The organism is Thalassospira sp. (genome assembly GCF_048059015.1).
GTDB lineage: Bacteria > Pseudomonadota > Alphaproteobacteria > Rhodospirillales > Thalassospiraceae > Thalassospira.
On sequence record NZ_JBLLNT010000003.1, the window covers coordinates 450,210 to 474,357 of the forward strand.

General features: G+C 53.8%; 20 protein-coding genes and 1 pseudogene. 12 read left to right on the forward strand and 9 right to left on the reverse strand.

What is annotated here, in order from left to right; all coding sequences use genetic code 11:
* Positions 1–7: 7 nt before the first annotated feature.
* The 5 genes from ACMZ66_RS06065 to ACMZ66_RS06085 all read right to left on the reverse strand — a co-directional run bounded on the left by ACMZ66_RS06065 (position 8) and on the right by ACMZ66_RS06085 (position 4,923).
* Positions 8–1,324: a UDP-glucose dehydrogenase family protein gene (locus ACMZ66_RS06065; protein ID WP_416935422.1), complete on the reverse strand. Its 1,317-nt coding sequence runs from the start codon at positions 1,322–1,324 to the stop codon at positions 8–10.
* 79 nt (positions 1,325–1,403) lie between these two features.
* Positions 1,404–2,291, reverse strand: coding sequence for a UTP--glucose-1-phosphate uridylyltransferase GalU (gene galU / locus ACMZ66_RS06070; RefSeq protein ID WP_416935424.1), 888 nt, complete (start codon positions 2,289–2,291; stop codon positions 1,404–1,406).
* 113 nt (positions 2,292–2,404) lie between these two features.
* Positions 2,405–3,232: a molecular chaperone DnaJ gene (locus ACMZ66_RS06075; protein WP_416935426.1), complete on the reverse strand. Its 828-nt coding sequence runs from the start codon at positions 3,230–3,232 to the stop codon at positions 2,405–2,407.
* Entirely contained in the window at positions 3,232–3,954 is a 723-nt protein-coding gene (locus ACMZ66_RS06080) for a VWA domain-containing protein (RefSeq protein WP_416935428.1), read from the reverse strand. Before ACMZ66_RS06080 ends, ACMZ66_RS06075 begins: the two co-directional genes overlap by 1 nt.
* 69 nt (positions 3,955–4,023) lie before the next feature.
* Complete coding sequence (locus ACMZ66_RS06085) at positions 4,024–4,923, reverse strand: division plane positioning ATPase MipZ (RefSeq protein WP_416935430.1); 900 nt, start codon at positions 4,921–4,923, stop codon at positions 4,024–4,026.
* Positions 4,924–5,117: 194 nt separating this feature from the next.
* On the opposite strand from ACMZ66_RS06085, the gene ACMZ66_RS06090 reads away from it, so the two are divergent.
* The 4 genes from ACMZ66_RS06090 to ACMZ66_RS06105 all read left to right on the forward strand — a co-directional run bounded on the left by ACMZ66_RS06090 (position 5,118) and on the right by ACMZ66_RS06105 (position 9,297).
* Entirely contained in the window at positions 5,118–6,155 is a 1,038-nt protein-coding gene (locus ACMZ66_RS06090) for a hypothetical protein (RefSeq protein WP_416935432.1), read from the forward strand.
* Between the two features lie 58 nt (positions 6,156–6,213).
* Entirely contained in the window at positions 6,214–7,347 is a 1,134-nt protein-coding gene (locus tag ACMZ66_RS06095) for an NAD(P)/FAD-dependent oxidoreductase (protein ID WP_416935434.1), read from the forward strand.
* A 36-nt stretch (positions 7,348–7,383) separates the two neighbouring features.
* Positions 7,384–8,559 (forward strand): hypothetical protein, encoded by a 1,176-nt coding sequence (locus ACMZ66_RS06100; RefSeq protein WP_416935436.1) that lies wholly within the window; start codon positions 7,384–7,386, stop codon positions 8,557–8,559.
* 147 nt (positions 8,560–8,706) lie between these two features.
* Complete coding sequence (locus tag ACMZ66_RS06105) at positions 8,707–9,297, forward strand: 2-hydroxychromene-2-carboxylate isomerase (RefSeq protein ID WP_416935438.1); 591 nt, start codon at positions 8,707–8,709, stop codon at positions 9,295–9,297.
* Between the two features lie 103 nt (positions 9,298–9,400).
* On the opposite strand, the gene ACMZ66_RS06110 is transcribed toward ACMZ66_RS06105, so the two are convergent.
* Entirely contained in the window at positions 9,401–9,634 is a 234-nt protein-coding gene (locus ACMZ66_RS06110; RefSeq protein WP_416935440.1) for a hypothetical protein, read from the reverse strand.
* 584 nt (positions 9,635–10,218) lie between these two features.
* Between ACMZ66_RS06110 and ACMZ66_RS06115 the strand changes: the two genes are divergently transcribed.
* Positions 10,219–11,277, forward strand: a complete 1,059-nt coding sequence (locus tag ACMZ66_RS06115) for a Glu/Leu/Phe/Val dehydrogenase dimerization domain-containing protein (protein ID WP_416935441.1) — start codon at positions 10,219–10,221, stop codon at positions 11,275–11,277.
* Between the two features lie 207 nt (positions 11,278–11,484).
* On the opposite strand, the pseudogene ACMZ66_RS06120 reads toward ACMZ66_RS06115, so the two are convergent.
* The 3 genes and pseudogenes from ACMZ66_RS06120 to putA form a co-directional block, all read right to left on the reverse strand.
* Positions 11,485–11,610, reverse strand: a pseudogene (locus ACMZ66_RS06120) ((2Fe-2S)-binding protein); the annotation flags it as partial.
* A gap of 156 nt (positions 11,611–11,766) precedes the next feature.
* The gene (locus ACMZ66_RS06125) at positions 11,767–12,396 is read right to left on the reverse strand and encodes a BON domain-containing protein (RefSeq protein ID WP_416935443.1); all 630 of its coding nucleotides are present in this window, start codon (positions 12,394–12,396) and stop codon (positions 11,767–11,769) included.
* Positions 12,397–12,695: 299 nt separating this feature from the next.
* Positions 12,696–16,499 carry a bifunctional proline dehydrogenase/L-glutamate gamma-semialdehyde dehydrogenase PutA gene (gene putA, locus ACMZ66_RS06130; protein WP_416935445.1) on the reverse strand — a complete coding sequence of 1,268 codons (3,804 nt, stop codon included), beginning with the start codon at positions 16,497–16,499 and terminating at the stop codon, positions 12,696–12,698.
* A gap of 205 nt (positions 16,500–16,704) precedes the next feature.
* On the opposite strand from putA, the gene ACMZ66_RS06135 reads away from it, so the two are divergent.
* The 7 genes from ACMZ66_RS06135 (at position 16,705) to ACMZ66_RS06165 (ending at position 24,138) form a co-directional block, all read left to right on the forward strand.
* Positions 16,705–17,178 (forward strand): Lrp/AsnC ligand binding domain-containing protein, encoded by a 474-nt coding sequence (locus ACMZ66_RS06135; protein WP_068518581.1) that lies wholly within the window; start codon positions 16,705–16,707, stop codon positions 17,176–17,178.
* 124 nt (positions 17,179–17,302) lie between these two features.
* Positions 17,303–17,923, forward strand: a complete 621-nt coding sequence (locus tag ACMZ66_RS06140; RefSeq protein WP_416935447.1) for a 2-hydroxychromene-2-carboxylate isomerase — start codon at positions 17,303–17,305, stop codon at positions 17,921–17,923.
* A gap of 343 nt (positions 17,924–18,266) precedes the next feature.
* The gene (locus ACMZ66_RS06145; RefSeq protein WP_416935449.1) at positions 18,267–19,877 is read left to right on the forward strand and encodes a carboxyl transferase domain-containing protein; all 1,611 of its coding nucleotides are present in this window, start codon (positions 18,267–18,269) and stop codon (positions 19,875–19,877) included.
* 7 nt (positions 19,878–19,884) lie between these two features.
* Positions 19,885–20,697, forward strand: coding sequence for an enoyl-CoA hydratase/isomerase family protein (locus ACMZ66_RS06150; RefSeq protein ID WP_416935451.1), 813 nt, complete (start codon positions 19,885–19,887; stop codon positions 20,695–20,697).
* Between the two features lies 1 nt (position 20,698).
* Complete coding sequence (locus ACMZ66_RS06155; protein ID WP_416935453.1) at positions 20,699–22,702, forward strand: acetyl/propionyl/methylcrotonyl-CoA carboxylase subunit alpha; 2,004 nt, start codon at positions 20,699–20,701, stop codon at positions 22,700–22,702.
* A complete protein-coding gene (locus ACMZ66_RS06160) occupies positions 22,702–23,631 on the forward strand; it encodes a hydroxymethylglutaryl-CoA lyase (RefSeq protein WP_416935455.1) in 930 nt (309 codons plus the stop codon). The genes ACMZ66_RS06155 and ACMZ66_RS06160 overlap by 1 nt, the downstream gene beginning before the upstream one ends.
* Before the next feature lie 3 nt (positions 23,632–23,634).
* Positions 23,635–24,138 (forward strand): GNAT family N-acetyltransferase, encoded by a 504-nt coding sequence (locus ACMZ66_RS06165; RefSeq protein WP_416935457.1) that lies wholly within the window; start codon positions 23,635–23,637, stop codon positions 24,136–24,138.
* Positions 24,139–24,148 lie beyond the last annotated feature (10 nt).

Below are 24,148 nucleotides of genomic sequence, written 5' to 3' on the forward strand. Positions count from 1 at the left end.
ATGTGGATTAGCCTCCGATAGATGCACGACCAACACAGGAATAGCTGAAGCCGTTCTCAGCCATTTCGGTCGGGTCATAAACGTTACGTAGATCAACGACGATCGGGTGCTTCAGCCCGTCCTTGATACGATCCAGATCCATACCGCGGAATTCATTCCACTCGGTCAGAACGACCATGGCATCGGCATCTTCGACCGTCGCATAGGCGTTTTCGCAATATTCAATGCCATCAAGAAGTTTCTTGGCTTCTTCCATGGCTTCGGGGTCATAGGCCTTGATTGTTGCGCCCGCCGCAATCAGGGCCGGCACGATATCAAGGCTTGGCGCGTCACGCATGTCATCGGTATTGGGTTTGAATGCCAAGCCCAGAACACCGATGGTTTTGCCAGAAACAGAACCACCGCACGCAGAAATCACGCGATCTGCCATGGCCTTCTTACGCTTGTTGTTCACGTCAACAACCGTCTCGATGATGCGAAGCGGGCTATTATGTTCCTGCGCGGTGCGTACAAGTGCCAGGGTGTCCTTCGGGAAGCAAGACCCGCCATACCCCGGCCCAGGATGCAGGAATTTCTTGCCAATACGACCATCAAGACCAATACCACGCGCCACGTCATGAACGTCGGCACCGACCTTTTCACAAAGATCGGCGATCTCGTTGATGAAGGTGATCTTGGCCGCCAGGAACGTGTTAGCCGCGTATTTGATCATTTCCGAGGTTTCACGCGTGGTGAAAACAATCGGCGTTTCGATCAGATAAAGCGGACGATAAAGATCCGACATCACTTCGCGCGCGCGTTCGTCACTGGTACCAATCACAACACGGTCCGGGCGCATGAAATCACCGATTGCCGAACCTTCACGCAGGAATTCCGGGTTGGACACCACGGCAAACTCTGCATCTGGGCGCTTTTCGCGGATAATGCGCTCAACCTCGCGCCCCGTACCAACCGGAACGGTTGATTTGGTGACGATAACCGTGAAACCGTCCATGGCTTCCGCTATTTCTTCTGCCGCTGCATAAACGTAGCTCAGATCGGCATGGCCATCCCCACGACGGGTCGGCGTACCAACTGCAATAAAGACCGCGTCTGCGTCCTTCACACCTTCCTTAAGGTCGGTGGTGAAGTTAAGGCGCCCTGCCTTGACGTTGTTTTCGACCAGAACTTCAAGACCAGGCTCGTAGATTGGCATGATACCGTCTTCAAGACGGGCGATCTTCTCGGCATCCTTATCGACACAAATGACATCTGTACCGAATTCGGAGAAACAGGCACCGGAAACAAGTCCAACATATCCGGTCCCGATCATTGCTACGCGCATAGACGTTTTACCCTAGTAAGTAATTGCCAATCGGGGAGCAGTGCTCCGCTCCCCGACCGACCATATTGCAATTAAATGATTATTCGGCGGCTTCGCCTTCGGCAAACTCATGAATAAGCTGACGCACATCATCGCGCATATCTTCACGCGCCAAGGCAAATGCCATTGTCGCCTTCAGGAAGCCGATCTTGTTACCGCAATCAAAGCGACGGCCTTCAAAGCTGTAGCCATAGAACGGCACCTTGCCTATCATGGCGGCCAATGCGTCGGTCAACTGGATTTCATTGCCAGCACCGCGCGGAATATTTTCAAGCACCTCGAAGATGCCCGGATCAAGGATATAGCGACCGATTGCCGAAAGGGTCGAAGGTGCCTCTTCCGGTTTTGGTTTCTCAACCATGCCGCATGCGCTGATCAGGCGACCATTGGTGCCTTCAACTTCAAGAACACCATAGCGATGCACTTCTTCGCGCGGCACATCCATGACGGCCACCATGTTGCCACCGGTACGGCCATAGCTATCGACCATCTGCTTCATGCAGGGTGTCTTGGCCTGTATAAGGTCATCGGCCAGCAAAACAACAAACGGCTCATCACCAACCAGCGATTTCGCGCAAAGAACAGCATGCCCAAGGCCAAGCGGATTACCCTGACGGGTATAGGTCACGCGACCATGTTCCGGGATCATGCTAAGCGCTGTTTCAAGCGCATCTTTTTTGCCACGTTCGGCAAGAATCGCTTCAAGTTCAGCAGAACGGTCGAAATGGTCTTCGATTGCAGTTTTACCGCGACCGGTCACAAAGATGAATTCTTCGATGCCTGCAGCGATGGCTTCTTCAACAGCGTATTGAATCAGTGGCTTGTCAACGACCGGCAGCATTTCTTTCGGCATTGCCTTGGTTGCTGGCAAGAAACGCGTGCCCATACCTGCAACCGGAAATACTGCCTTCTTAATCTTCTTCGACATTTAAATACTTCCCTTTTCAACCGCTGCATGCCTGCCTGTTCAAGACCGAGCCGCATATATGCTTCTGCCACATTTCCCGAACACGGATCAAGCAAGCGTACGCGTAATCCACGCTAATCTTTACATAGCCGTAACAAAAGGCTGCGTGCTGCATTGATCTTTGATGCCAGATAGTCCGAGCCACCATGATCTGGATGGACGGCCTTGATCTGGATCTTATAAGCCCGATTGATGTCTTCCCGCGTCGCGTGCGCGCCGACACCAAGAATTTTGCGGGCCTCATCAATTGTCATGTCAGACGCGTTGGAATTCCCCTTGCCACTTTGCCTGTACTCATCGTCGCTGCGGTCGCCTCCTCCGGCGTGAGAACCATATTCGCCATTATCTGCCGAACGCCAATTTTGCCATCCCGCACAATCGGGACGTCGTTCAAAATAGGCTTCCAGAACCGCTTGGCTTTGATCGGTTGCACTGCAACAGTCAACATAAAGCAACTGCAGGTCGTCAACCCCCAAGCTGTCCAAATCAGCCCCGGCATAGGTTCCCGCAAGCACAGAACCCCGCATTTGCCCGCTTTCAAGATCAAGCAACATATGCAGAATTTCTGTCCGGATCTCCGACACAGTCCCGGCACCCGCTGTCTGGTTACCAAAATGTCCCGGTTGCGCCCGCTTGCGCGACGCAGCAAATATCCTTCGAAAAAGTGGCCACAAAAAGCCAAGCTTCATGATCCGGACCAAAAATGGAACCGCCGCCGCCAAAGCCGCAGCCATCGCCGCAATCTTGCCGGTCAGAAGCAACCAGGCTGCCAAGATCACGAGCAGCAATATGACGAGAAAAAGGCCAACCTTGCGGACATCTTTGGGCTCAGCCTCTGTCATCCAGCGGATCAGAAAGCCCGCAGCAACGAAAATCGCAATGCCAATCAAGAACCACTGCATCAGCGTGATTTCCGCAATTGATGACCAAGCCTGAGAACTTCTTCGGAACCGGTTTTGCTTTGATAAGCAGAAAGCGCATCCTGTCCGCCCACCGCATAGCTTGCGACAGCCCCCAGAAGATCACGAAGTTTTTTGGCAGAACTGGCATCAAACTGCATGAATGCACCGTCAGTTATGCGTGCGATTTCGCCAAAAGCGAATGCCGCATCAGGATCGCGCCCCTCTTGAAACATGAATGCTTTGACACCTTTGAGTGCGAGTTTCCCGGCCAATGGGGCCAGATGATCAACATTTTCCTCAATACAGTCACCGACATATATCAAGGCATTGATCTTTTTGCTGTTTGCTTCACGCTCGACATGCGCAAGGACGCGTTCAATCTGGGTGTGTCCGGCCCGACAAGTGACCTTGGTGATATAATCGCGAAATGATTTGGCATTGCGCGCCCAACCACTTGCCTTGCATTCCCCAAGTCCGCGAAAAAACACCAGCTGAACATCAAGTGCGCCGATGCCATCGACCGCCTCAAACATTTCTGCCTGAATTTCCGCTGCCGTATCCCAGCTTGGCTGGCGACTGGCTGTCGCATCCATGGCAAAGATCAACCGTCCTTGCGCTGGCCCCGATGCCGGGGCAGACACCGCAAGATTGCGCGCCTGATTAAGGAAATCAGTAACGTCTTTCGCGTTTGACGTATCAGTGATGATGTCTTTGCGTGCCAAAAGAACCTGCCTGCTTCACATATCGGATGGACGGATCGTCACGTTCATCAAGATATAGGCCCCATCAGGTCAAATCGGCAACTCTTCGCCCTCGGCCGGTTTGAACCCGATCACTTCAAGCAGTGAGCGGACTTCCTGACGTGCTGCCATATGCGACATGCTCATCGGGATCCCAACGCCCTTCTCACGAAGATCAAGCAAGGTCAGACCTTTAAGGAAAAGCTCGCGATAAATCACACGCTCGCCAAAGCCGGGAGCAGCACGGAAACGAATGCGATCGCCAAGCTTTTCAACGATTTCCGCAATATCACGTTTGTTGCGCGCATCAAGATGCGACAAGCGGTTACGCATGACGATCCAGTCAATGGTTCCGCCATCAATCGCCGCACGTCGCTTGCGCGCATCCCAGACCATTTCGGCATAGATGCTAGGTCCTTTGATCTCCAAACTATCGGGATCAATACGGGCAAGCATATCAAGATCAATGAAACTGTCATTGATCGGGGTAATCAGTGTATCGGCACAGGCATGCGCCAAACGCGACAGGTAATTGTCACTCCCCGGGCAATCCATCACGACAAAATTACAGTTCAGCACCATCTCGCCAAGGGCTGTTGTGAAACGTTCACGCTCATCAAGCTTGGCTTCGTTGCCATCTGAAAGCTCGCTTCGGTAAATCGGGCGATGGTCGGGAACCGGAAGGCTCAGACGCTTTTTCTCGTTAAACGCATTGCGGTTTTCAACGTAGCGCGTCAGCGTTCCCTGCCGCGCATCGATGTCAAGTGACCCCACACGGAATCCCATTTTCATCAGCGAAACGATCAAGTGCATCGCGGTTGTTGATTTCCCCGATCCCCCTTTTTCGTTACCGATAACGATCACATGGGCGCGGTTCGACGGCGGTTGTTTGTCCGTCGCGGTCTGCTGGCCTGCGCTGTCCCCTGATGCGCTGGTCTCTTGCACCGTCATGATTGCTTGCTCCGTGTCTTCAGGCTTATTGATGTTGTCCCCAAGGCCAATCTCCCCAATGAGCCCCTTTAGAACCAAAAATCAAGGCAAAAGAAACACATCTCGGTGAGGTCCAATCACTGGCCACTAGCCAATCTAGAAGCACAAAGGTAAAGATAAGGGTAGCGCAACGCAAAAATGCGCCTGAAAACAAAATGAAAGGACGCAACGTGAAGTATCGGGCGGCTCTGATTGGCGGCATGTTTGCCAGCCTACTGCTTTCAACTCCACACTTGGCCGCGGCACAGCAAGCCGGTGGTTTTGAACAGATCCCCGATGAACAAAGCCCGGTAAGCTTCACATCGCTTCTCGAAGGTCAGCGCGTTTTCCTGCGTCAGTACCGCGAAAACAGCACGATCTTTGTCGGCCGCTGGTTTGCGCCCCGAACCGCGAACGAACCAAGCCAGGCGGCAAGCGATCTTCATCTTGAAACTGTCTATACCACCTCGGCACCGGGTTTTCGGTTCAGCACAGCCATGTCGCCTGAACAACTGCCCGCCATGTTCGATTCTCTAAAAGGTCGCAACATCCCGAATGGCCCGAATTTTGTTCAGGACACCCGGTACGGTCAGATCGCCTTTGCCCCGTTTGTGCGTGATGGATCACAATGTGCGTCCTTTGTCGGCCAATGGGATCCGCAAACCCAGGCCCAACGCGGCATTCGCATTTTGGGATATTACTGTACCCCGGTGCAAATCCAGTCCTGGGGGCAACCGGTTCCAGCTGATAAGCTGATCGACATCGTCGATGCACAGGAATTTGCCGCGATCTTCATGAAAAGCCTGACGATTGAACTGCCGGAAAACGCCGCGATCACCGACGCGGTTGTTGCCCGTGCTGGTAACGCAGAAGTCATTCAGCAGCCAGAAGGCGAAACCACGCCGGTTGCTACAGATGGCATTGATATTGTGACCAACTGGCAAAACGTGCGCGGCACCGGGAAACTGCGTTTTGATCAGCCATCAGGCGAAGGCACAATGATTGTCGATGATGCACAACGTCACTGCGAGGGCATCTGGCGCCATGAAGGTGGTGCCTATCAAAGCGGCACCCTGCCCTTTGGCAGCTGGTATGTTTATTGTAACGACGCGAGCTTCGCGCGCGGCCATTACACCAGCGAATCCCCAACCGTTGTCACCGGCGACGGCAAGGACAATCAGGGACAAGCTGTCTATTTCCGTCAGGCCAACTGATTTCGATCCCATTCAGGATCAAACGACCAATTAACGCCCCAAAGAAGACACACAAAACATGACTGCAGATATCCAAACCATCGTCATTGGTGCCGGCGTCGTCGGCCTTGCCTGCGCCAGATCACTTGCCAAAGCCGGCCGCGAAGTTCTGATCCTTGAACAACATGACGCGATTGGCACCGAAACCAGTGCACGTAACAGCGAAGTGATCCATGCAGGCATCTATTACCCCAAAGGCAGCCTGAAGGCAGAGCTTTGCGTCACCGGGCGCGAGATGCTCTATCGCTATTGTCAGGACAACGGGATTGAGCACAAACGCACCGGAAAGCTGATCGTCGCCACCGCAGAAGACCAGATCGAAGCCCTGAATGGTATCAAAGCCAAGGCGTTTGAGAACGGCGTTACTGACCTTACCTGGCTAACTAAGGCCGAGGCACTTGAGCGCGAACCGGCCCTTAATTGTGTTGGCGCCCTTCACAGCCCATCAACCGGCATTGTTGATAGCCACCAATTGATGGTAACCCTGTTGGGTGAAGCCGAAAATAACGGTGCAACGCTGGCCCTGAACACTAAGGTCACCTCGGTTAATCACGAAGACGGCTTGTTCACGGTTAATACGCAAGATGCCGACGGCGAAGAAATGAGCCTGACCTGCAATGAACTGATCGTTGCGGGTGGCCTGCACAGCCAAACACTTGGCCGTAATTTCACCGGACTTCCGGCCGACACCGTCCCGCCGCAGCATTATGCGCGTGGGTGCTATTTCACCCTGTCTGGCAAGGCACCATTTTCAACGCTGATTTACCCGGCGCCCGAGAGCGCTGGCCTTGGCATCCATCTGACACTGGATATGGGCGGTCAGGCGCGCTTCGGCCCAGATGTCACCTGGGTTGATGAACCAAATTATGACGTACCCGAAGAACGTCGCGCGGCCTTTGCACAAGCCATTCGCAAATACTACCCGGACCTGAATGAAGATGCACTGCAAACCGGCTATGCCGGTGTACGCCCGAAAATTCAGTCACCAAACGAGCCAGCCCGCGACTTCATGATTGCCGATGAAAAGTTGCACGGCCTTAATGGACTTGTAATGCTCTATGGTATTGAATCACCGGGTCTAACGGCCTCGCTAGCGATCGGGGCAAAGGTATGCGACCTGATTTCGCAATACGGCACCAATCAGGCAGCGTAAAACGACTGCCACGATGAAACATCGACGGATAAAAGCATGGGCAAGGAACGCGACAGCAAAGCTCACAAGATCAGTGCGCAGGTAACAGGCACCCAAATGCCTGTGACCAAGGCCGCTGTATCACGCCGTCGCTTCCTTGAAGGCAGCATGTTGGGGCTTGGCAGCGCCTTGCTGGCATCAAGTCCCCTTTCCCTACATGCACAGCAGCTTGAACCGTTCATCCCGGCCCCCAATAGTCTGAGCCAAGGGCGCGGCCTACCCGCAGAAACCAATAAACCCAAGGTCGATTTCACCGAAGAGATGCGCGAATATGTCATCGCGCTCAGCCGTTGGGCGAAAAGCTATCGCAGTGATTTTGCCGTGATTGCCTGGAATGCGCTTGAGCTGACCGAATTCCTTGAAACGACATTATTCGCAGCACGCGGCACAGCAGAACCTGCACGCAACTATTTGCGCGCCCTTGACGGCATCATGGTTGACGCCCCGTTTTACGGTTATGAAAACTACGCGGAAGCGACCAACGGCGAAGAAACCAAGTATATCCTGGGCTATCTTGAGCGCCTCAAATATGAAGGCCTGAAATATTTCGTTGTCGATTACACCAACAAATGGTCTGACATGCAGGCCGCGCGGCAACAAATTTCGGCCTATGATCCGCTTTATTACGGCGCACCTCCCCCGGGGATGCAGCTATCGTCCCTTGCCAAAGTGCCCAATACGCCGATTGGTTCGAACCCGCATGTGGTCGACGACATTCGTCAGTCAAAAAACTTCGCGATTGTTCTCGATAGCTCCCCGTATGGAACCAAGGATGCCTATCTTGATGCGCTGGTGGATACCAACTACGACACTCTGATCATTGATCCGTTCCATCGCGGCACCATCCCATTGACCTATGATGATATGACCCGGTTGCGCTACAAAAAAACCGGAACGCCGCGTACCTTGCTGGCCTATATCAATATCGCAACGGCAGAAACATATCGTTATTACTGGAAAAGCAGCTGGCGGCCGGGCAATCCAAGCTTCCTGAGCGAGGGAAATCTTCTGGCGCGCTGGGGTCAGGAACATCACGTCCATTACTGGTCCCGTGAATGGCAAAGCATGATCTATGGCAGCGAAGGCGCCTATTTGGGCGGTATCATGAAGCTTGGCTTTGATGGTGTGCTGTTGGGTGGCCTTGATGAATATGCCTGGTGGCTTGATTACTGATATCCGCCCCAAAAGTGGCCGTCTTCACAAACAAATGATCTGAAACTGCCACCGATCCACCGTCACACATTTGACGGAGGGCCCATGCTTATGCACTGTGATGTCACATTAAAACATAATCTGCATCGCAGTTAACAGGAGGCCCGAATGTCAGAACCGATCATTCATTACTTCTTTGTCCAGTCCCCCTGGTCTTTCTTTGGTTTTCGTCGTGCCGTCGAAATTGCCAAGAAACATGGTGTTGAAATCATCCATAAGCCATGCCGGGCAGCAGATGTCTGGGAACATGGGGGTGGTGTGCCGCTGGCAAAGCGCCCCAAACCGCGTCAGGAATATCGTCTGGTCGAACTGAAACGCTGGTCGGAGCATCTTGGCATCCCGATCAATCTGCATCCGAAATTCTTCCCGGTCGATGAAACCCTTGCGGCACGCACCATCATCGCAGTTCAGGAAGACGGCAAGGATGTCGCAGGCCTGACCGAAACGCTGATGGGCGATATCTGGTTGCGTGAACGCGACCTGACCCTGCATCAAACCGTGCGCGAGGCACTGATCGCCAATGGCCTTTCGGTCGAATATCTTGAAAGTGCCGATCTGCCGGAAATCGCCAAGATCTATGACGACAACTGTCAGACAGCGCGGGAGCGGAACATTTTCGGTGTTCCGACCTATTTCGTCGGAAATGAAATGTTCTGGGGTCAGGATCGACTGGATTTTGTCGACCGCGCCCTCGGCTAAGCGCGCTTAAAACGCCATCAGACAAAAACGACTTGGGCGGGGATTACCCCGCCCAAGTCGTTTTGGCCCCCGATCAGATCAGCAACCAGTATTGGTTTACCCCTTAGCCAAGGCGTTTGACGTGATCGACAACGAAACCGTCACAAGACGGATAGCTGTTTTCGATCATGGCAAGGGCCTTATGCTCGTCACTTGCAGCAACTTCGTGGGTCTGCACATCTGCCCAGCGATCGTCAAAGATTTCGTGGGAACGGTTTTCTTTGACACATTCGCGAACGGCTTGGTTGTGCAGTTCAACTTCGAATACGGTCTGGCGATGGTCTGTGAATGCAGACATTTCCGCCGATCTCCTTACTTTTTGTCCGGCGGCGCCGCCCAGACGCCGTCGTGTCCTGAACCGGGAATCTCAACCACAAGATACCCAACCGTGAGTTTACGTTTCGCGCCTTAACGAGCCGTAAATTGTCCGGTTAATTTGTATTTCTAGATTAATTGCTCCTGTTTCAAGTGCGAAAACGACATGGCTGCATGACCAGAATCCGGCACAAAGCTTGGATCAGAACAATTCCCGTTCAACCGCAGGATCGGGAAAACAATATCCCGATCTGCCCAAACCAAATTGCCTGAAACGCTGTTTTGGCCCCCTGCTGACCAGTCAAAAAAGAATCATCCGAGCCGTGATATTTTCACGTTTTGGCAAAAGCGCCTCATGCTGCAGCGCACAGGTCGCGTAATAATATTTCAAAACGCATCTGCAATGATCATAAAGTTCCACACCAGATGATCGCCCCAACCGAAACGTTCTTTTTTTGCTCCCACGTGAATTTGAAATTGATCGGAAGCCCATTGCATCAAACATAAAAGGATAAGCAGGCGGGAGCTTGCACCAAAACAATGATGCTGCCAGGAGGCTGCAAGAGGATGAACGTCTTTTCCGATATCGCATTTGATGGCCATGAACAGGTCGTTTTCGCCAGTGACGATGCCACGGGTCTGAAAACCATCATCGCCGTCCATAACACCAATCTTGGTCCGTCGCTGGGTGGCTGCCGCATGTGGCCCTATGCCAGCGAACAGGAAGCCATCCACGATGTGCTCCGCCTGTCGCGCGGCATGACCTACAAGTCAGCCCTTGCCAACCTTCCGCTTGGCGGCGGTAAATCCGTGATCATTGGCGATCCGCGCAGCCAGAAGACCCCGGAACTGTTCCGCGCCATGGGCCGTGCGGTTGAACAGGTCGGTGGTCGTTACATCGTCGCAGAAGACGTCGGCACCAGCCCCGCCGATATGGAACAGATCGCAAGCCAGACCAAACATGTTGGCGGCATCAATGATGGCTCCGACCCGGCCCGCACCGGCGACCCATCCCCGTTTACCGCCTATGGCGTCTTTATCGGCCTGAAAGAAGCAGTACGCTTCAAGCACGGCACGGATGAGCTTAAAGGCATGCGCGTCGCGGTTCAGGGCCTTGGTCATGTTGGCTATCATCTGTGCCGTATGCTTCACGATGCTGGTGCAAAACTGATTGTTGCTGACCTTAACACCCACAGTGTTAACTCAGCGGTCGAAGAATTCGGTGCCACTGCCGTATCCGTTGACGAAATCCTGTCGGTCGATGCAGACATTCTCGCCCCCTGCGCACTGGGTGGCGTGATCAATGATCGCAGCATCGACGCGCTGAAAGCTGGCATCATTGCCGGTGCCTCAAACAACCAGCTTGAGCATGACCGCCACGGCGAAATGCTGCGTGATAAAGGTGTTCTTTATGCGCCCGATTACGTGATCAATGCTGGTGGTGTGGTCGAAGTGCATTATTGCCGCGAAGGCAAATCAGTTGCCGAAACCAACAAACATATCGAAGGCATCGCCGCGACCGTGCGCGAGATTTTCGAACGCGCCAAGCAGCAGAACCTTTCAACCGGCTTCGTTGCCGACCGTCTGGCAGAAGAACGCTTTGGACTGGTCAAACGCGCCGCCTGATATTTTCAGGATCACGAGCAGACAAAACAAAAGGCGAGGCCCAAGTGGCTTCGCCTTTTTCCATTTCGGTATGTAGTGATCTGGCCTTTGGCGGATGTCTTATTCCGCGGCGATCGGCTCGTAATTCGCGGTAACGGCTGCTGCATCATCGCAATCGCAATTGCCACAGGTTTTCGACTGAAGCAATTCAGCACGCATGTGGCAGGCGCATTTCCCACACTGGGGCGCGCAGCCATGGAAGCGGAATACTTCCGCAGGACGCGTAGCACCGCCTTCTTCGGCAGCGCGTCGGACGTCTTTTTCCCTTAGTGCATTACAGATGCAAACATACATGGTGCAATTGCAATCAGTTATTAATTACGGCTGGAAATCTCTACGAGAAATGCGAATAGTTTTCAAACACTTTTGCAAATGCTGCACAAAAAAAATTCCCCAGAAACCCTAAGGTTTGTGGGGAATTTTCAAAAAAGTCGTTTAATCAGAAGGAGATCAGGCCACTGCGATATGGCTAACTACACGCGAAACACCTTTGATGCGGCGCACGATCGAAAGCACCTTTTGCAGCTCTTCATCGCTTTGTGCTTCGCCCATGATGTAGACGATATTCTGCACCGACTGCCAACGATAGTTGACCGAGCTCACCCCTTTTTCCGCCAATAACAAGGCCTTAATCTGACCTTCGATCCAGACGTCTGACACGGACTGGGTGGCCGAATCCGTCGGGACGGCGTTCTTGCCATATTCGTCTTCCGCCTGATGGTATGCGGCGATGGTTTCTTCGTCCGCGACAACCAGATGGTCATAGACGTTTTTAATGCGGGTATCCTGCTTGATCAGCGAGGTCACATCATAATATTTGGCCTTGGAATCCACCATGCCGGTAATCATGACGTCCTGTTTCCAGATATCGACATTCACATCCATCAGATAGGTGTGGTCGAGTTTGGAGAACTCGCCAAGAATGCCTGACTTGATCTGGGTATCCACCCACTGGTCGTTGCCTGTCCGGTCTTCCAACGGCATTTGCAGCGGTCCACAGGCCGCAAGCGGTGCAGCCAAAACTGCGCAAACCGATACCGTTTTCAGAACACGGCGGACACCGTGGGACACCTTGATCATTCGAGTTCTCCTTTTATTACCTGCCAAACAGGGCTGCCATTTTCGGGGTCGCTTGGCGACCGTCCGTTCCAATATGACACCCGTTACAAAGCCGCAGGACGCAATCTGTTCCAGACATCAGGTATTACAATGAATTTTGACGAAAAAAAGCCCGACAGCATTCTGTGGCGTAGCATCAAACAATTTTGTGATGATTGAAAGAAAAATGGACCGGGAATTTCTTCCCGGTCCAAGGTACGGATATCACTATCCGGCAGGCTCATCATCCGGACGACCGGATTGTCTTTGACCGCAAGCGATCAATTCTCGTCCATCGACATCAGCGATGCGTTCCCGCCCGCAGCCGTCGTGTTGATCGTGATAGTTTTTTCCGTGGCAAAGCGATGCAGGAATGCTTCATCAGGAAGTGCGCCGTCATCTTCGGCACCACTGTCAGAAATCAGCGACAGGATCGCGCCAGCGCGCTTTGCCAAAAGCTGCTTGAACGAGGTGACACGATCAAGCGGTGCAACACAGGACACACCGGCAATATCGCCATCATACATCGCACCAAGGCCCGTATTGGTACCAACCGCCTTCACAAGCTTCGCTGGAAGACCCGCAGCCACCACAAGACCCGGAATATCACCAAGCCATTTCTGATCACCTGCAAGGATCACCGCATTGCCCGCAGCCAAGGCTGCCCCCAAATGACGGATCACCCGTGCCGGTTCGGCATCCTTGTCTACCTGCACCAGATAAACCCCTCGACCAAGGCAATAAAGGTCGTTGGTTTCACCGGTCGGTCCAGGCATACGTTTTGGCGCAACAAAGCCGTTTTCAGCCAAGGCCGCAAAGTTCGCGACATGATCGGCACCAGCAACCAGGGCATCATTGCCAGACGCATCCATTTTCGCTGCCAGCTTTTCAAGAATGCGGACACGCTCGTTGCCTTCAACGGCCTGCCATTCTTCCTGGGCTGAAAGCATCGCGGCATATTCAGCCGATGCGATGACATCCTTAACAATGATCGGTGCGCGATCTTCAATGTAATCGTCGGCCTTGGTGCTGGCTGCAGTCGCAACCGGCTTGGCAAAGCGTTCGACATAGTGCGGACCACCGGCCTTCGGACCAGTACCGGACTTACCCTGCCCGCCGAACGGCTGAACACCGACAACCGCACCAATCATGTTACGGTTCACATAGCAGTTGCCAACGCGCAGCTTCTGGGAAATCTCGCGCACGGTACCGTCGATACGCGAATGAATACCCATGGTCAGGCCATAGCCAGATGCGTTGATCTGATCGAGGATCTTGGGCAGATCGCGCGCCTTGTAACGCACCACATGCACAACCGGACCAAACACTTCGCGTTCCAGAACATCAATCGACGGAATTTCGAAGCAATGCGGGGCAAAGAAAGTACCACCTTCACATTCCGGCAGAACATCACACGCATGAAGCAGCTTGGCTTCTTTCTTCATGCGTTCTGCATGGGCTTCAAGAACCTTGCGCGATTTCTCGTCAATCACCGGACCGACATCAATATCAAGGAACTTCGGATCACCAACGCGCAGTTCCTTCATCGCGCCGACCAGCATGTGGCAAAGCTTGTCGGCGATATCTTCCTGCACAAACAGGACACGAAGCGCCGAGCAACGCTGACCAGCGGACTGGAAGCCGGAAATGATCGCATCCTGAACGACCTGTTCGGGAAGTGCGGTCGAATCAACGATCATCGCGTTTTGACCACCGGTTTCCGCAATCAGCGGCAACGGAACACCCGGACGTTTTGCCAGCGCCTGGTTGATCAGTTGTGCGGTTTCGGTCGACCCGGTAAAGGCCACACCGGCAATGCGCGGATCATTGATCAGCTGATTGCCAATCACACGGCCCGGTCCCGGTACAAGGTTAAAGGCCGAACCCGGAATACCAGCTTCAAGGATCAATTCTGCGGCACGGGCCGCAACCAGTGAAGTCTGCTCTGCCGGTTTGGCAATGACAGCATTACCTGCTGCAAGGGCCGCAGTGACCTGCCCCAGGAAAATCGCAAGCGGGAAGTTCCACGGGCTGATGCATACGATCACACCACGGCCTTCAAGCGGGCTTCCTTCGCGGAAGGTTTCCTCGGCACGGTTGGCGTAATAGCGACAAAAATCGACAGCTTCGCGGACTTCGGCAACGCCATCGGAATAAAGTTTGCCTGCTTCGCGCTGACAAAGGGCAATGAACTCGTCCATATGATCTTCAAGAAGATCACCCAGACGACGCAATGCTGCTGCACGGTCGCTACCCGGTGTTTTATTCCAGATGTCATAGCCTTTAAGCGCAGAAACAACTGCCGCTTCAACATCGGCCTCGGACGCCTGAACCAGATCACCAACCTTTTCGCCAAGCTTGGCCGGGTTCAAAACATCAACCGGGTTACCCGTGACCAGTTTGCCATCGATCAGCGGTGCCGCGTTCCAGGTCTTACCCTGAATTTCAGCAAGCTTCGCATTCAGCGGTAGCAGCTTGTTGGTGTCGGTCAGATCGATCCCGCGCGAGTTCACACGACCCGCACCATAAAGATCAACCGGTGCCGGAATCTTCGGATGGCCCTTACGCGGAAGAGCCGCCATTTTCTCAACCGGATCGGCGATCATTTCTTCGATCGGCAGTTGTTCGTCCTGAATACGGTTCACGAAGCTGGTGTTAGCACCGTTTTCCAGAAGACGACGCACCAGATAGGCCAGAAGGTCTTCATGGGTGCCAACCGGCGCATACACGCGGCACGGAACATTTTCACCGGCCTTATCGACGATCTGTTCATACAGCGCTTCGCCCATGCCATGCAGACGCTGGAATTCAAAGGTACGGTCATTGCCCGCCATCTCAAGGATCGAGGCAACCGTGTGTGCGTTGTGGCTGGCGAACTGGCAATAAAACGCATCACGACGCGACAGCATCAGTTTGGCACATGCCAAATAGGAAACGTCAGTCGCAGCCTTACGGGTAAAGCACGGATAGCCGTCAAAACCGTTTTCCTGGCTGAATTTAACTTCGGTATCCCAATAAGCCCCCTTGACCAGACGCACCATCATCTTGCGACCGACCTTGTTTGACAGATCAGCCAGCCATTCCAGAACGTAGTAAGCACGTTTCTGATAGGCCTGAACCGCAAGACCATAGCCTTCCCAACCGTCAAGCTCCGGATCGGCAAACACAGCACCAATCACGTCAAGCGACAGGTCAAGGCGGTTGGCTTCTTCAGCATCAACGGTAAAGCCGATGTCATATTTTTTGGCCAAAAGAGCAAGCTGCTTCAGACGCGGGGTCAGCTCGTTCATCACGCGATCATAGTTCGCGAAATCATACCGCGGATGGATCGCCGAAAGCTTGACCGAGATGCCCGGGCTATCGATCGGACCACGGCCATTGGCAACGCGACCGATATCGTGGATCGCGACTTCATAGGCCTTATAGTAACGATCAGCATCTTCCATGGTGCGGGCCGCTTCGCCCAACATGTCATAGGAATAGCGATAGCCTTTTTCTTCGTTGGCTTTGGCGCGCTCGGCCGCTTCATCAATCGTGCGACCCATCACGAACTGACGGCCCATGATGCGCATGGCGTGGTTGAACGCCTTACGAATAACCGGCTCGCCGGAACGCGCAATCATACGTTTCAGCAAACGGCCCGGATCGGCTTTTTCTGCCTTGCCAAACTTGATGACCTTACCGGTCAGCATCAACCCCCAAGTGGATGCATTGACAAAAAAGCTGTCAGAATGACCAAGGTGGCTTTGCCAGTTGGCATCAAACAGCTTGTCCTGGATCAGCTTGTCGGCGGTGACCGCATCTGGCACGCGAAGCAGGGCTTCAGCCAGGCACATCAGGATCACTCCTTCTTTGCTTGAAAGTTCATATTCATGCAGGAGGGCATCAATGCCGCTTTTGCCGTTATCCGCCTTGCGAACGCGCGACACCAGCTGATAGGCGCGGTCCTGAACACGGGCGGTCTGTTCCGGCGACAACCGTGCAGCTTCGATAAGACGTTCAACAACAGCTTCTTCATCCGCACGATAGGAATCACGGATCTGCTGACGAATTTTGTTTGGTTGGGGCAATTCAGTGCGGAACATCTTGTTTGATCTCTCCCTGCATTTTCAATTCACCGATCCCGAAACCGGGTATTTGGCGCGGCCCTTTTGAAGCCTGATGGCACCTCTATGGCGACAGACAATAAGATTTCATCCAAAAAATGTGCTGCCAATTTTCGAAAATTTACGATATATCATCCAAACAATTCGCCTTTATACAGTCACAAACACTGGTTAGTTGGTTAAAATGCAGAAGAACCAAAAGAGCCTCGATAAGATCGACAAGCAGATCCTTCGGGAACTTCAAAATGACGGCCGTATGTCAAACGTAGAGCTGTCTCGCCGGGTCAATCTTAGCCCGACCCCATGCCTTGAACGTGTGCGCCGCCTTGAACAGCACGGTTTCATTACCGGCTATATGGCGACCCTTGATCCGCGCAAACTCAATCAGTCACTAGTTGTCTTTGTCGAAATCACTTTGGACCGCACCACCCCGGACGTTTTTGATGTCTTTGCCGCTGCCATTCGCAAGCTGCCAGAGATCGAAGAGTGCCACATGGTTGCTGGCGGATTTGATTATCTCGCCAAACTGCGGGTTGAAGACATGTATGCCTATCGCGAGTTCCTTGAACGTCTGTCTTCGGTTCAGGGCGTCAGTCAGACTCATACATATGTTGTCATGGAAGAAGTAAAAGTCCGGCCGGGCATTACGATCCCTTGATGTTCTGTTTTTTGGTTGATTCGCAATAGCTTAATGCCGCACAATTACAATTGTTCAAGACAGGCGAAAGACCTGTCGGTGTGAAGATTGCCGGAAACCAAATAAACAGAACAGGCGCAGAAACATGTCCGAAGTAACGTTCTATTTCGATTTTTCGTCACCTTACGGTTATCTCGCTGCCGAACGAATGGAAGCATTCGAATCGCGTGTCGGTGTCACCGTTACCTGGCGGCCTTTCATGATAGGCGCGGCTTTCAAGCAAACCGGACAATCACCCCTTTTAAGCCAACCGATTCGAGGCACGTATTTCCGCCACGATATGGAACGCTGCGCACGCTTGCAGAACACACCGTTTCACATCCCGGAAAACTTCCCCTACGCGGCCTTGGTTCCGACACGGGCTTTTTACTGGCTTGAATCACGATCGCCGATGCTGGCACGGAAATTCGCCAAGGATATCTATCGCGGCTATTTCGCCGATGGCCTGGATATGGCCAACCCGGAAAACGTCTTTGCCGCCGCAAGCCGCCATTCGATCAATGTTTCGGAAATGCGGGCAGCTGTTGAAAATCAACGCTGGAAAGATCACACCCGCACCGTAACCGAAGAAGCCATATCGCTTGGCGCGTTCGGATCGCCTTTCTTCTTCTATGAGGACGAGCCATTTTTCGGCAATGACCGACTTGAACAACTTGCCCAGTGGATTTCACTGCGCAAAGAGACAGCGGGCAGTCAAAGCGACTGATCGCACCTCCACAAACCAACACCACGCCATCAAGCTTTACCATTAAACTTTAACGGACCTTTCCAGTTGAAGCGCGCACCCGCCTGCCCTACCTCAATGCATGCAGATCGCATCGCCTTGGGACGTGATCGCATGCGCAAAAATAGGCTGCGAACAGGCTTCGCGGACGCAACAATCGTTCGGTTTCAGGTGGTTATAGCGTTCCTTATTTCCATATAGATAATTTCGGTACTGAAATACCTATTTAATATTGACGTTTACGTAAACTTCACCCATAACAACAGCCATAAACACCATTCACCCGGGCGCTTTCTTGCCCACAACAAAACGGTGCAGGCGGACGATGACGGTACTGAAATCTGCGGTAAATTCACGCTCTGAAGAATTCCGCAACAATGCCGAACATATGGAAAAGCTGGTTGCGGATTTGCGCGATCAAATCGCGACGGTCAAACTTGGCGGCGGTGATCGCGCCCGTGAACGTCACACAGGACGCGGCAAATTGCTGCCCCGCGAACGTATCCGCCAGCTGCTTGATATCGGCTCACCGTTTTTAGAACTTTCCCAGCTTGCCGCCCATGGCATGTATGGTGATGAAGACGTTCCGGCTGCTGGCATCATTACCGGCATTGGCCGTGTATCGGGTGTCGAATGTGTGATTGTCGCCAATGATGCGACGGTCAAAGGTGGTTCCTACTATCCAATGACCGTAAAGAAGCATCTTCGCGCACAGGAAATCGCGCTGGAAAACAATCTGCCCTGCATTTATCTGGTCGATAGTGGCGGTGCCAACCTGCCCCGCCAGGATGATGTTTTCCCTGATCGTGATCATTTCGGACGCATCTTCTTTAACCAGGCAACCATGTCGTCCAAGGGGATCCCGCAGATCGCGGTTGTCATGGGGTCATGCACCGCAGGCGGCGCCTATGTCCCGGCAATGTCTGATGAAAGCATCATTGTCCGTAAACAAGGCACGATCTTCTTGGGTGGCCCGCCACTGGTGAAGGCCGCGACTGGCGAAGTCGTCTCGGCCGAAGACCTTGGTGGTGCGGATGTTCACTGCAAAACATCCGGTGTGACGGATCATTATGCGCAGGATGACAGCCATGCGCTTTCGATTGCACGTGACGTGGTCAAGAACCTGAACTGGACCAAAAATCCCGGCCTGACCCTGACCGAACCGCGCGCACCGGCCTATGACCCGCGCGAGATTTATGGCGTGGTTCCGACCGACACCAAGAAGCCCTATGACGTGCGCGAAATCATTGCCCGCATCGTTGATGGCTCTGAATTTGATGAGTTCAAGGCACAATACGGCACGACCCTTGTTACCGGCTTTGCCCGCATCTTTGGCTATCCGGTTGGCATCGTTGCCAATAACGGCATTCTGTTTTCTGAAAGCGCGCTTAAGGGGGCGCATTTCATCGAGCTTTGCGCACAGCGCGGCATTCCGCTGGTTTTCCTGCAAAACATCACCGGCTTCATGATTGGCCGCAAATATGAAAGCGGCGGCATTGCCAAGGACGGCGCGAAACTTGTCACCGCAGTTGCCACAGCCAATGTCCCGAAATTCACCATCCTGATCGGTGGATCATTCGGGGCCGGGAACTATGGCATGTGTGGTCGTGCCTATAGCCCACGCTTCTTGTGGATGTGGCCAAATGCCCGCATCTCGGTCATGGGCGGCGAACAGGCAGCAAACGTTCTGACGCAAATCCGTGCCGATGCCGCTGAAAAACGCGGCGAAAGCTGGCCCGAGGCCGAACAAGAAGCCTTCAAGGCACCAATTCGCGATCAATACGAAGAACAAGGCCACCCCTATTACGCATCAGCCCGTCTTTGGGATGATGGCGTGATTGATCCGGCGGATACCCGCATGGTTCTTGGTCTTGGCCTGTCCGCAGCACTTAACAAACCGGTCGAAGAAACCCGGTTTGGCGTCTTTAGAATGTGAGGCTGCCATGACCAATGTAAACAGCGATAACATTTCTGATGTCGCCCTGTGTGAAGTTGCCGCCAACGGCGTTGCAACCATCACATTGAACCGCCCGGACATTCACAATGCGTTTGATGACGTTCTGATTGCCGATCTGACCGCAAAGATCGAAACGCTGAACGCCGATCCGGCCGTGCGCGTAATCATTCTGACCGGTGCTGGCAAAAGCTTTTCAGCCGGTGCGGATTTGAACTGGATGAAACGCATGGCGGGTTATAGCCATGCGGAAAACCTTGCAGATTCTCGTGCGCTTGCAAAACTGATGAAGGTTTTGAACTTCGCGTCAAAACCGACCATCGCACTGGTCAACGGGGCTGCCTTTGGCGGCGGGGTTGGCTTGGCTGCGTGCTGTGACATCGTGATTGCATCGGACCGCGCAAGCTTCTGCCTGTCCGAGGTCAAACTTGGCCTGATCCCGGCGGTGATTTCGCCCTATGTGGTTGAGGCCATCGGTGTCAATCAGGCCCGTCGTTACTTCCTGACAGCAGAACGTTTCAATGCCCAGACCGCCCAACAGATCGGACTGGTGCATGAGATTGTTTCTGGCGATGAACTGGCTGCCCGTGGGCAGGAAATGGCAGATATCCTGTTGGCCAATGGCCCGGATGCCATGCATGCCGCCAAGAACCTGATTTACGCTGTTGCCAATAAACCGATTTCTGATGACGTGATTGATGACACGGCACATCGCATTGCCGATCAGCGTGCAAGTGCCGAAGGCCGCGAAGGTGTCGGTGCCTTTTTGGAAAAACGTCCCGCGAACTGGAGCAAGAATTAACATGCCGCGCAAACTTCTGATCGCCAACCGCGGTGAGATCGCCTGCCGCGTGATCAAAACCGCCCGTCGCATGGGTATCCAGACTGTTGCAGTTTATTCCGATGCAGACGCCAATGCGCTTCATGTCAAACACGCCGACGAGGCGTACCATATCGGCGCCCCTGCCCCGAAAGACAGCTATCTGCGCACCGACCGGTTGCTTGAAGTTATCGCGCAATCGGGTGCCGATGCAGTTCATCCGGGTTATGGCTTCCTGTCGGAAAATGCCGGTTTTGCTGAAGCGCTGGAAAAAGCTGGTTGTGTCTTTGTCGGCCCACCGGCAAGTGCCATTCGCGCGATGGGATCGAAATCCGAAGCCAAGAAAATCATGGGCAAGGCTGGCGTTCCGCTGGTGCCGGGTTATCACGGCGAAGATCAGGACCCTGATCTTTTGGCAGCTGAGGCCGACAAGATCGGCTATCCGGTTCTGATCAAAGCATCCGCTGGTGGTGGCGGCAAAGGTATGCGTGCGGTTGAAAAGGCATCTGATTTCAAGGATGCGCTGATCAGCTGTAAACGTGAAGCCGCCAGCAGCTTTGGCGATGACCATTGCCTGATCGAAAAGCTGATCGTCAAACCGCGCCACGTGGAAATTCAGGTCTTTGCCGACAGCCATGGCAATGCGGTTTACCTGTTTGAACGCGATTGCTCCTTGCAGCGTCGCCATCAGAAGGTCATCGAAGAAGCCCCTGCACCGGGTATGAGCGAAGAACTCCGCGCCCAGATGGGCAATGCCGCCGTCGATGCTGCCAAGGCAATCGGTTATCAGGGGGCGGGAACGGTTGAATTCCTGCTTGATGCGTCGGGTGCGTTCTATTTCATGGAAATGAATACCCGTCTTCAGGTAGAACATCCGGTGACCGAGAAAATCACCGGCGAGGATCTGGTGGAATGGCAGCTTCGCGTCGCCGATGGCGAAAAGCTGCCAAAGGCTCAAGACGAACTCACCATTAATGGTCATTCCTTCGAAGTCCGCATCTATGCCGAAGACCCGCAGAATGACTTCCTGCCGGCCACCGGCAAGCTTGTCCATATGCGCATGCCACGCGAAACTGACCATGTGCGTGTCGATACCGGCGTTTATGAAGGCGGCGAAGTTTCCATCCATTATGACCCGATGATCGCCAAGCTGATCACGTGGGATGTCGACCGCAAGTCGGCCCTGCGTCGTATGGCATCCGCCCTTAATGATGTTCAGATCGTTGGTGTCACCACCAATACCGGCTTCCTTGGCAATATTGCCCGTCATCCGGCGTTTGAGCGCGGCGAAGTCGAAACCGGCTTTATCCCGAACTATCAGGATGACCTGATCCCGGCACCAAGTGCGCCTGATAACGAGGCACTGGCATTTGCTGCCCTTGATATCCTGCTGACCCGCGATGCAGAGGCCGCAAAACACGCAGCCCACAGCAACGATCCCTATTCGCCTTGGCACAGCACGGCTGGTTTCCGCCTGAATGATGATAACCACCACGACCTGATCCTGCGCCACGAAGGATCGGACATCGCGGTTAAGGTCCATTACCGCGCCGATGGCTATGTGATTGATATGCCAGATGGCAGCGCGGTAAATGCCATTGCCGAACATGACGACACCGGCGCAATCGTTGCGCGCCTGAACAATGTGCGCAAACGGGCATCGGTGCTTCGTGATGGCAATCGCTTGGCAATCTTCCGCGATGGTCGTTCGGATCGCCTGGAAATCTTTGACCCACTTGCTGCTGCTGGTGGCAATGAAGGTGCCGGTGGCGGCCTGACCGCGCCGATGCCGGGCAAAATCATCGCTGTCATGGCCGAAGCCGGTCAGTCGGTTACGGCCGGTGACAAGCTTGTCGTGATGGAAGCCATGAAAATGGAACACACCATTTCTGCCCCGGTAACTGGCACGGTCAAGGAAGTCTTCTTTGCCGTTGGCGATCAGGTTGACGATGGCGCGGAGCTGATCGCGATTGAAGAGGCCGAATAATGGCCGCCATCAGCGATCTTCCAAGCCGGGTTAAAATCGTTGAAGTCGGTCCGCGTGACGGGCTTCAAAACGAAAAGGTGATGGTGCCGACCAATACCAAGGTCGCGCTCATCCATCGCCTGAACGACGCAGGCCTGTCCGTCATCGAGGCCACCGCCTTTGTCAGCCCGAAATGGGTCCCGCAAATGGGCGATGCGCCCGATGTCATGGCACAGATCACCCGCAAAGCTGATGTGACCTATCCGGTTCTGGCCCCCAATATGAAGGGCCTTGAAGCAGCCATCGCCGCAGGTGCGACCGAAGTTGCCGTTTTTGGTGCAGCATCGGAAAGCTTCTCGCAAAAGAACATCAATTGCTCGATCACCGAAAGTCTGGATCGCTTCCGCCCGGTCGCTGATGCGGCGCGTGAAGCAGGCCTTGCCGTGCGTGGTTATGTATCGTGCGTTCTGGGTTGCCCATACGAAGGCGACATTGCCCCAGAAAAGGTCGCAGAGGTCGCCAAGGCCCTTTATGACATGGGCTGCTACGAAATCAGTCTGGGTGATACCATCGGCACCGGAACACCGGCCAAGGCGCAGGCAATGATTGAAGCCGTTGCCAAGCATGTGCCCACCGAAAAACTCGCCGCTCACTTCCATGACACCTATGGTCAGGCACTGGCGAACTTGCTGGCCGTCCTTCAGATGGGTGTTGCCGTGATCGACAGTTCGGTCGCAGGCCTTGGTGGTTGCCCCTACGCCAAAGGGGCAAGTGGCAATGTCGCGACCGAGGACGTTGTCTATATGCTCAATGGCCTCGGGATTGAGACCGGTATCGATCTTGAAAAGCTTGCCGAGACAGGAAGCTGGATTTGTGATCAGATAGGAAAATCAAGCGCATCGAAGGTCAATCTTGCCTTTGGCGCCAAACGCTTATCATCCGGGGAATAGTGAATGAGCCCGTCAAAATATAGCTTCCGACGGGCCACCCCAAACGATCTGCCAATGATTGGCCGCTGGCTCCATATCCCCGAAGTTATCCGCTGGTGGGGCGAACCTGCCGAGCAATTTGAACTGATTTCCGAAGATGTCGAACTGGCCGAGATGGCGACACTTATTGTGTCCTATCGTAATCGGCCTTTTGCGTTCGTGCAGCATTACGACGCCCATCAATGGCCACAGGCGCATTTTGATCCCCTGCCCGAACATACCCGCTGTCTGGATGCCTTTATCGGTGTGCCCGACATGATGGGATGCGGTCATGGTCAGATGTTTCTTAAAATGCTGACACGTCAGTTGTTCGAACGTGGCGCGCCCATGATCGGCATTGATCCCGACCCGGAAAACGAACGTGCCATTCGCTGCTACGAAGCCATCGGATTTATCGCCGGGCGGGAACATGAAACAGCGAAGGGCCCATGCCTTTTAATGACACTGGCCCCGCCGCAGTCAGATTAATCGGGTTATT

Excerpts from the sequence above, each read along its gene's own strand:
- ACMZ66_RS06150 (WP_416935451.1), top strand. The coding sequence starts at position 19,885 with ATGACCAATGTAAACAGCGATAACATTTCTGATGTCGCCCTGTGTGAA.
- ACMZ66_RS06140 (WP_416935447.1), top strand. The coding sequence starts at position 17,303 with ATGTCCGAAGTAACGTTCTATTTCGATTTTTCGTCACCTTACGGTTAT.
- galU (WP_416935424.1), bottom strand. The coding sequence starts at position 2,291 with ATGTCGAAGAAGATTAAGAAGGCAGTATTTCCGGTTGCAGGTATGGGC.
- ACMZ66_RS06095 (WP_416935434.1), top strand. The coding sequence starts at position 6,214 with ATGACTGCAGATATCCAAACCATCGTCATTGGTGCCGGCGTCGTCGGC.
- ACMZ66_RS06085 (WP_416935430.1), bottom strand. The coding sequence starts at position 4,923 with ATGACGGTGCAAGAGACCAGCGCATCAGGGGACAGCGCAGGCCAGCAG.
- ACMZ66_RS06135 (WP_068518581.1), top strand. The coding sequence starts at position 16,705 with ATGCAGAAGAACCAAAAGAGCCTCGATAAGATCGACAAGCAGATCCTT.
- ACMZ66_RS06100 (WP_416935436.1), top strand. The coding sequence starts at position 7,384 with ATGGGCAAGGAACGCGACAGCAAAGCTCACAAGATCAGTGCGCAGGTA.
- ACMZ66_RS06160 (WP_416935455.1), top strand. The coding sequence starts at position 22,702 with ATGGCCGCCATCAGCGATCTTCCAAGCCGGGTTAAAATCGTTGAAGTC.
- ACMZ66_RS06090 (WP_416935432.1), top strand. The coding sequence starts at position 5,118 with ATGAAAGGACGCAACGTGAAGTATCGGGCGGCTCTGATTGGCGGCATG.
- ACMZ66_RS06155 (WP_416935453.1), top strand. The coding sequence starts at position 20,699 with ATGCCGCGCAAACTTCTGATCGCCAACCGCGGTGAGATCGCCTGCCGC.
- putA (WP_416935445.1), bottom strand. The coding sequence starts at position 16,499 with ATGTTCCGCACTGAATTGCCCCAACCAAACAAAATTCGTCAGCAGATC.
- ACMZ66_RS06110 (WP_416935440.1), bottom strand. The coding sequence starts at position 9,634 with ATGTCTGCATTCACAGACCATCGCCAGACCGTATTCGAAGTTGAACTG.
- ACMZ66_RS06105 (WP_416935438.1), top strand. The coding sequence starts at position 8,707 with ATGTCAGAACCGATCATTCATTACTTCTTTGTCCAGTCCCCCTGGTCT.
- ACMZ66_RS06075 (WP_416935426.1), bottom strand. The coding sequence starts at position 3,232 with ATGCAGTGGTTCTTGATTGGCATTGCGATTTTCGTTGCTGCGGGCTTT.
- ACMZ66_RS06115 (WP_416935441.1), top strand. The coding sequence starts at position 10,219 with ATGAACGTCTTTTCCGATATCGCATTTGATGGCCATGAACAGGTCGTT.
- ACMZ66_RS06145 (WP_416935449.1), top strand. The coding sequence starts at position 18,267 with ATGACGGTACTGAAATCTGCGGTAAATTCACGCTCTGAAGAATTCCGC.
- ACMZ66_RS06165 (WP_416935457.1), top strand. The coding sequence starts at position 23,635 with ATGAGCCCGTCAAAATATAGCTTCCGACGGGCCACCCCAAACGATCTG.
- ACMZ66_RS06065 (WP_416935422.1), bottom strand. The coding sequence starts at position 1,324 with ATGCGCGTAGCAATGATCGGGACCGGATATGTTGGACTTGTTTCCGGT.
- ACMZ66_RS06125 (WP_416935443.1), bottom strand. The coding sequence starts at position 12,396 with ATGATCAAGGTGTCCCACGGTGTCCGCCGTGTTCTGAAAACGGTATCG.